This is a genomic window from Aeromonas sp. HMWF017, assembly GCF_003061465.1.
Classification (GTDB): domain Bacteria; phylum Pseudomonadota; class Gammaproteobacteria; order Enterobacterales; family Aeromonadaceae; genus Aeromonas; species Aeromonas veronii.
In genome coordinates this window covers 47044-55116 of the sequence record NZ_QAJD01000155.1, presented here as the reverse complement: position 1 = coordinate 55116, position 8073 = coordinate 47044, and the positions used below count along the sequence as shown (strand labels likewise).

Annotated in this window: 3 protein-coding genes, 5 tRNA genes and 1 riboswitch; of the genes, 7 read left to right on the top strand and 1 reads right to left on the bottom strand. The window is 58.2% G+C overall.

Annotated features, from left to right (window positions below):
• The 6 genes from DBR30_RS22445 to DBR30_RS16995 form a co-directional block, all read left to right on the top strand.
• The coding region (locus DBR30_RS22445) for a glycoside hydrolase family 19 protein (protein WP_308813282.1) at positions 1 to 1167 on the top strand (1167 nt) is incomplete at its 5' end.
• Positions 1168 to 1956: 789 nt separating this feature from the next.
• A tRNA-Ala gene (locus DBR30_RS17015) sits at positions 1957 to 2032 on the top strand.
• A 28-nt stretch (positions 2033 to 2060) separates the two neighbouring features.
• A tRNA-Ala gene (locus tag DBR30_RS17010) sits at positions 2061 to 2136 on the top strand.
• A 65-nt stretch (positions 2137 to 2201) separates the two neighbouring features.
• Positions 2202 to 2277, top strand: a tRNA-Ala gene (locus DBR30_RS17005).
• 48 nt (positions 2278 to 2325) lie between these two features.
• Positions 2326 to 2401: transfer RNA gene (locus DBR30_RS17000), tRNA-Ala, on the top strand.
• Positions 2402 to 2435: 34 nt separating this feature from the next.
• Positions 2436 to 2511, top strand: a tRNA-Ala gene (locus DBR30_RS16995).
• Between the two features lie 170 nt (positions 2512 to 2681).
• Here DBR30_RS16995 and DBR30_RS16990 read toward each other — a convergent pair.
• The gene (locus tag DBR30_RS16990; protein WP_108541484.1) at positions 2682 to 4865 is read right to left on the bottom strand and encodes an ExeM/NucH family extracellular endonuclease; all 2184 of its coding nucleotides are present in this window, start codon (positions 4863 to 4865) and stop codon (positions 2682 to 2684) included.
• A gap of 293 nt (positions 4866 to 5158) precedes the next feature.
• A riboswitch (cyclic di-GMP riboswitch) is annotated at positions 5159 to 5241 on the top strand.
• A 115-nt stretch (positions 5242 to 5356) separates the two neighbouring features.
• Between DBR30_RS16990 and DBR30_RS16985 the strand changes: the two genes are divergently transcribed.
• A partial coding sequence (locus DBR30_RS16985) for a glycosyl hydrolase family 18 protein (RefSeq protein WP_375135857.1) occupies positions 5357 to 8073 on the top strand: 2717 nt, incomplete at its 3' end.

The window sequence follows — 8073 nt, the reverse complement described above, 5'->3', positions numbered from 1 at the left end:
AACGCCGAGTGCCGCCCCGATGTGTGGCAGGGTCAGCAGTGGCCGTGCGGTACGTTCGACAATGGCGAGTTCAAGAGCTACTTTGGCCGCGGTGCCAAGCAGCTCTCCTACAACTACAACTACGGCCCCTTCTCCGAGGCGATGTTCGGTACGGTGCGCACCCTGCTCGACCGCCCCGATCTGGTGGCCGACACCTGGCTGAACCTGGCCAGTGCGGTGTTCTTCTATACCTATCCGCAGCCGCCCAAGCCTTCCATGCTCCATGTCATCGATGGCACCTGGCAGCCGAATGACCATGACAAGCAGAACGGTCTGGTTCCGGGCTTCGGGGTCACTACCCAGATCATCAACGGCGGGGTGGAGTGCGGCGGTCCGGTCGAGCACGCCCAGTCCCAGAACCGCATCAACTACTACCGCGAGTTTGCCAACTACCTCGGGGTGGCGGTGCCATCCGACGAAGTGCTGGGTTGCAAGAATATGAAGGTGTTTGATGACAATGGCGCCGGTGCCTTGCCCATCTATTGGGAGCAGGACTGGAGCTATGTGGCAGAGAACCCCAACGGCGGCAAGAGTTACGCTTGCAAGCTGGTGGGCTACCAGACCCGCTTCAGCGCCTTCAAGGCAGGGGATTATAGCCGCTGCGTTCAGCACTTCTATCCGGAGGTGGTGATCGAGGATAACGGCGGTGGCACCAACCTGCCGCCGGTGGCCAATATCACCGGCCCGGCGCAGGCCGAAGGTGGCAGCAAGGTGACCCTCTCCGGCCAGCACTCCAGCGATCCGGAAGGCAAGCCGCTGGCTTATGCCTGGACTATTCCGGCAGGTGCCTCTGCCCCGGCACTGGATCAGGTGACGCTGGAGTTGACTCTGCCCAAGCCGGCCAGCGATACCAAGCTGGAGATCAAACTGACGGTCACAGATGAAGGTAATCTGAGCCGCAGCGCTACTCATGTTGTGCTGGTCAAAGGGGAAGAGGGGGGCGTAACGCCGCCTGACTATCCGGCCTATAAAGAGGGGACGCCCTACAAGGCGGGTGAGCGGGTCAGCAACGGCGGTGCCAGCTACGAGTGCAAACCGCACCCCTACACCGGCTGGTGCGCAGGTGCCGCCTGGGCCTATGAGCCGGGCAAGGGTACGGCTTGGGCCGATGCCTGGATCAAACTCTGAGCCGTTTCAGGGTTACAAGGCTTGCCGATTAGCCAGCGCACTATCTGGTGCAATGACAATCCGGAGCAATAAAAGATGGGGCCTGCGGGCCCCATTCTTGTTTGGTGGAGTTCAGGTTTGGCCGTGGAACATCTGGCCCGGATAGGACAGCGCCTCGAAAGGGCTGTGTGATGATGTGTGTTGTTTTTTTATTACATTTTCCGTGAAAGGCTTTCAGAAATTATTTGCCGTAGCGGAAGTAGTATTCACGGGTGGAGGGGGCATAGGCATCTTTCTCTACAACGCCGTTCTTGGTGGTTGCACCGCGCAGGTGGAACAGGACTGCCAGATTCTCAAACATGGTTTACCTCATCGCTCTGTCATTTATGGTTATGGTGTGTGACCTAGGTCACGGTTTGATCCTATGGTCATTTGTGAGCCAGATCAACTTTCTGTGTTGTAAATTTACAAAAATCATGGAAAGGGTTTTCAAATGCAATGCCCTTTATGGAAAGGCTTTCCCGAGGTGACGGGGGAGAAGCTGATTACCAGCCAGCATAGAGAGGTCTGAGAGCGGGAGCGTTGCACGGGGAAAGAGGCTTGCTGCACGGTCTCTCCTTTATAGATGCTTGAGCCGATTTGTGACATAAAACAGAGAGATAGCACGAGCCTTGCTGGTAAAAACAGCGAACTGCTGCAATTTTGGCTAAACGAATCAATCGCGGTTATTTTAGGGTTGACAGCAAAGCGGGTGATGCCTATCATGCGCCTCCGTTGCCGGAGATAACTTCGTCAGCGCCGAGGTGAGTTGGGGTTATAGCTCAGCTGGGAGAGCGCTTGCATGGCATGCAAGAGGTCCGCGGTTCGATCCCGCGTAGCTCCACCAAATTCTCCTCGAACAATCTGGAATCAAAGGGGTTATAGCTCAGCTGGGAGAGCGCTTGCATGGCATGCAAGAGGTCCGCGGTTCGATCCCGCGTAGCTCCACCAGATTCTTGATTGTTGTACTGAATACCCAGGGCAGTGTGGTGTGTATCACCCAAGCCGACCTTTGTGGGGTTATAGCTCAGCTGGGAGAGCGCTTGCATGGCATGCAAGAGGTCCGCGGTTCGATCCCGCGTAGCTCCACCATTATTTAGGATGAATGGCCGCCAGAACCATTCATTCAGTACCGAATTTGGGGTTATAGCTCAGCTGGGAGAGCGCTTGCATGGCATGCAAGAGGTCCGCGGTTCGATCCCGCGTAGCTCCACCAAATTCAGAGTGACTGCCGGTCATTCACACACATCGGGGTTATAGCTCAGCTGGGAGAGCGCTTGCATGGCATGCAAGAGGTCCGCGGTTCGATCCCGCGTAGCTCCACCAAATTCTTGTTACAAGAAGAAAAAGGCCACCGCATCGCGGTGGCCTTTTTGTTTTCTCCATCATTTATTTTCTCCATACGTCCGCGCCTTTCATTTGTAAATCCAATGACCTGAATGAAAAAGCCCGCGAGAGTCGCGGGCTTTGCTTGCACTATTCAAATGCGCCTGTGGTTAACGGCGACGTCGCCAGGCCAGCGGCAACAGGGCCAGCAGGCCGAGTCCCAGTGCACCACCGCCTGAGGAGGTGTCCGGTTTGGTGGCATCGCTCTCCAGTCTCAGGTCGACGATGATGGGATCATGGTCGGAGGCACTGAAGGGGTTGTCAGACTTGAGCAATGTGCCGGTGTACTGGCTGCCGTATTCGAACAGGGAGCTCTCGAAGGAGTTGATGTGCCAGTCGGCGACACCTGCCACCTTGCTGGCCAGCGCCGGGTTGGCGAGGGCATAGTCAAGGGTGCCCAGCTCCCCGTCGTAGCTGTAGGAGATGGCTTTCTCCTTGTTGAATTTGACGTTGAGATCGATCAGGCCGTAGCTGCGGGTCACTTCGCGACCGAGCTGTTCATAGGACTGATCACCGATAAAGGTGTGAGAGGCCGATACGATCTTCCGCTCGCTGGTGGCCGGGTTGTAGTCGGTCAGCACCCGGATCGGATCTTCCTTGGCGTAGGAGTTGAAGTCGCCTACCAGCAGCACCTGGCCCGGCAGTTTGCTGACCGCTTCACCCAGCACCTTGGCCGCGCTCACGCGGAACTCGGTACACTTGCCTTGCAGGTCGGCCGGTTCTGTCTTGCCATCGCCATTTTCGTAGCAGCCTGACCCCTTGGATTTGAGGTGGTTGACCACCAGCGTCAACGGCTCCTTGCTCTTGGCGAGGGTGAAGGTCTGAACCAGAGAATCGCGCTGACCGGCTGTCTTGGCCACACCACCTGTGGTATAGCGCTGCTCTGGCAGCTTGATGACGCTGGCATCTCCGCTGGGGGTGAGCAGGGCAGGGCGGTAGATCATCGCCACCATGATGGCGTCGCCGCCGAAGAACTTGCCATCGGTAAGGGCAGTGACCGGCAGACGCACATAGGCGTAGTGTTTGCTCGCATCCTTCTGCTGTTCGTTGAGGCGGGTCACCAGATTGTGGAGGGCCGAGTTATCCTCGAAGCCGTTGTTCTCCATCTCCATCAGGCCAAGCAGATCGGCATCCATTGCGGTAATGGCATTGACGATCTTGGTGCGCTGCTTCTCGAACTCGGGCTGGCTCTTGGCACCTCGGTTGCAACCTTTGGCGTTATCGGCATCCGCCTGATCCTTGCACAGGATATTGAGTGCGCCGCCGATGCTGGAGTGACTGGTGAAGTAGTTGAGTACGTTGAAGCTGCCGATCCGCAGATCGCTGCCAGCGAGGCGAGCCGGCGCGTCTTGACGATCCTCTTCAGGGCTGCGCAGCAGGGCGCCGGCAGTCAGGGTGATATCGCTCGGTACCACCAGACGGAAGGCATCCTTGTTGTAGACGATCACTCCCTCCAGCTCGGTCAGTTGATCTCCGATGCGCAGATATCCCTGATCGGCATCCCAGTTCGGGAACCAGGGCAGTACGCCATCTGGTGCTTTGTAATCAGACTCGACCACCAGACGGTTGCTGCTATTTTGGGTGGCCAGTGCGACAGCGTCCGCACTGTTGGCAACATGAAGTTGGGTCGGTTTGATCAGCGGGGTTTTGTGGGCCAACTCTACGTTGTTGCGATAGACCTTGTAGTCGAAGCCGTAGTTGCGGGTCAGGTGCAGGTCACTGCTGCTGTCGAGACGTACCCGCATCCCTTCGTGGCGATTGAGCGCTTGCGCCAGCGTCTCCCCTTCATTGACCTGCAGTACGCTGAGCGGCACATTCAGCCCTTGTGCGGTGACTTGCAGGCGGGCTTTGCTGGATTCGAAGGTGGGCTTGAGCTGGGTGCCGCCGTAATACTCCTCGACCTTGGCTTCGAGGCAGAGTTCAGCCCCCGGTTTGATGTCTTTATATTTGGTCGCGAAGTCCTTGTCGTTCAGATAGACAAAGATGCCATCAGAGGTGGCCGGATTGCCATCGCCCACCGGGTCGGTCAGATAGAAACCCTTGGTCAGGCTTTGGCCCAGCGTCGTCACGATACCGCGAACGTTGAAGGTGCCCGTGCTGATTTTGCCGGTCACGTTACCGTTCTTGTCGGTCACGGTCTGGGTAGCCAGCGCGCTGGCGGAGCCTGTGCCCTGAATGGTCGGGATGGGAGTGAGTTGAGCCGGATCGGACGGGCAGACAAATGCCGCATGGGCGCCTGAGGATGCAAGCGCCAGCCCCACGGCCAGCGACAGCAGGGTACGAGTACCTTTCATAGGTGTTCCTTTTTTATTTTTGCCAGTGATTCCATAGCCTTGGCTCGTTGACCAAGGGCGCGCATTGTCACATTTCTGGCATGTCATACCAGTGAGCCAACGCACATTAAATGAATCTGGGAAGGTGCGGGAAAGCGTTTTTATGATCCCAGTAACGATATGATTTTTTTGATAATTCAATCAATTTTAACCCTGTGATCATGACGCTTTCGTGGCAGGGGATAATTCTCTTTGAGAATAAAGATTGAGGGGATCTTGTCACCTTCCTATACTGGGTTCGTTCCTCACGGAACCCAGGTAAAGGGCAAACCGGCAGTGATGCCGGGGCGCAATGCTTCCGGTCTCGATCGTGGATCCAGATAGCGGGGTTTCCCTGGGTGAGGGGTGGTTTTTGTGGCAGGTCCATTGCCAGTTGTCTGCGCCCATCATGCAGGTTGCGATTGTTCTTTGCCTTGGTGACCAAGCCAAGACAAAACAAGGAAGATAACAATATGCAACAGCTCTTCAGACCCAGCAGGCTTGCCATGCTGGTCGCCCTTGCGGCCGCGCCCGCCTGGGCTCAGGCCGCTTATCCCGCCTATAAATCCGGTACTGCCTACAAGGCTGGCGATATCGTCAGCAACGTCGGTGCCCTCTACGAGTGCAAAGAATTCCCCTATTCAGGCTGGTGCGGGGCATCCCCCTATCACTATGAGCCGGGTGTCGGGGTGGTCTGGGCAGATGCCTGGAAGCCCTATGGTGGCGAGGTGCCCCCTCCGGCGCTCGGTGTAGCCGTCAGCTCACCGGCTGCCGGTTCCAGTTTTAATGAAGGAGCCAGCGTGGCGCTGGCAGTGACCCTGAGTGGCCCGGTAACGGCCTTGGCCCGGGTAGAATATCTTGTCGACGGCACGCTGGTCGCCATGGCGAGCGCCTCGCCCTGGAGTGCCAGCTGGAGCGCCGCCGGAGTGGGGGCCCATACCCTCAAGGCTCGCGCGCTGGATAAAGATGGCAAGGTGCTGAGCGAAGCGGATTCCAGCTTCAACGTCGCCGCCGTGGTCGCGCCAGAGGCGCCCAAGGTGAGCATTAGCAGCCCGGCCAGCGGCGCCAAGGTGACGCTGGGTCGCAGCGTGGCGGTGAGTGGCAACGTCACAGATGCCAACAACGATGTGGCCAAAGTCGAGCTCTATGTCGACGGCAAGAAGGTGGGCGAAGATACCACATCCCCCTGGCAGGTGAACTGGACGCCGGATGCCAAAGGCAGTGCCGCCCTCAAGCTGGTGGCCACTGACAAGAGCAATCTGAGCGGCGAGTCGGCGGCGGTGACCGTCAATGTCGAGGAGGCCGCGCTGCCGCCCACCGGTGGCAACCTCTCTTGTGACATTCGCCAGATCTATCGCCCGGATGGTTACGAGTGCATGGGGGATGACCATGCCCGTCGGGTCATCGGCTACTTCACCTCCTGGCGCACCGGCAAGAACGGCCTGCCCGCCTATCTGGTGAGCGATATTCCATGGAACAAGATCACCCACATCAACTACGCCTTCGCGGCGGTGGATGAGCAGAGCCACACTATCAAGGTGGACGATGCAGCCACCAAGATGACCTGGGATGGCGTGCCGGGTGCCGAGATGGATCCTGAATTCGCCTACAAGGGCCACTTCAACCTGCTGTCGAAGTACAAGAAGCAGTATCCGGACGTGAAGACCCTCATCTCGGTCGGGGGCTGGGCCGATACGCGCGGCTTCTACACCGCCACTACCAAGGGTGACTGCTCGGTCAATACTGCCGGTATCAATACCCTGGCTGACTCGGCGGTGAGTTTTATCCGCCAGTACGGCTTTGATGGGGTCGATATCGACTACGAATACCCCACCTCGATGAAGGATGCGGGCAATCCCAACGATTTCCCGCTCTCCAACCAGTGCCGGGCCAAGCTGTTTGCCAACTACGAGGTGCTGATGAAGACCTTGCGGGCGCGGCTCGACAACGCCGGTAACGAAGATGGCCGCAAGTATATGCTGACCATCGCCTCACCGGCCTCGGCCTATCTGCTGCGCGGGATGGAGAACTTCCAGGTCACCCAATATCTCGACTACGTCAACCTGATGACCTATGACTTCCACGGCGCCTGGAACCACTTTGTCGGTCACAATGCGGCCCTGTTCGACAACAATGCTGACCCCGAGCTCTCCCATTGGGGCGTCTATACCCAGACCCAGTTTGGCGGTATCGGTTACCTCAACGCCGCCTGGTCTGCCCACTACTTCCGTGGTGCGCTGGCGGCTGGCAAGATCAACGTCGGTGTGCCCTATTACACCCGCGGTTGGCAGGGGGTGAGCGGTGGCAGCCATGGGTTGGGTGGCAAGGCAGCCCTGCCGAGCCAGAACGAGTGCCAGCCGGGCACAGGTGGCAGCACCATTCCGTGCGGCAACGGGGCGATCGGCATCGACAACATCTGGCATGATCTCGACAAGAACGGCAAAGAGATCGGCGGTGGCGCCGTGCCCATGTGGCATGCCAAGAACCTGGAGAATGCGGCCAGCCTCGGCATCACGACTCTGCCGAGTTATGGCACTGCCTGGGGTCTGGATCCCAACAATCCGGCTCACGTGATGCAGGGCAAGTATGTGCGTTACTACGATGACAAGGCCCACGCGCCCTGGCTGTGGAACGAAGAGAAGAAGGTGTTCCTCTCAACCGAAGATGAAGAGTCCATGGGCCACAAGCTGGACTACATCATCAAGCGCGGTCTGGGTGGCGTGATGTTCTGGGAGATGGCGGGTGACTACGCCTTCGATCCGGCCAAGAACGAGTACGGCATGGGCAGCACCCTGACTACTCTGGCTTACGAGAAGTTTGCCAAGGCAACTCCGTACAACACCAAGCAAAACGATCTCGCCGCGCCGAGTGCCCAGCTCGATATCCAGGTCAGCCTCTCCGGCTTCAAGGAAGGGGACTCCAACTACCCGATCAACCCGAAACTCAAGCTGGTCAACAAGTCGACCCAGACCATTCCGGGCGGCGCGCGCATCGAGTTTCTGGTGCCCACCTCCACCTCTGACACCATCACGGATCAGAGTGGCATGGGCCTGAAAGTGGTGGAGAGCGGTGGCAACGACAACTCGGAAGGCATTGCCAATGAGAAGGACTTCCACAAGGTCGCCATGAACCTGCCGGGCTGGCAGACTCTGGCTCCGGGGGCCGAGATTGAAGTCGCCATGACCTACTA

Bases quoted from the DNA above. Each gene is read 5' to 3' on its own strand.
- DBR30_RS16990 (WP_108541484.1), bottom strand. From the start codon at position 4,865: ATGAAAGGTACTCGTACCCTGCTGTCGCTGGCCGTGGGGCTGGCGCTT.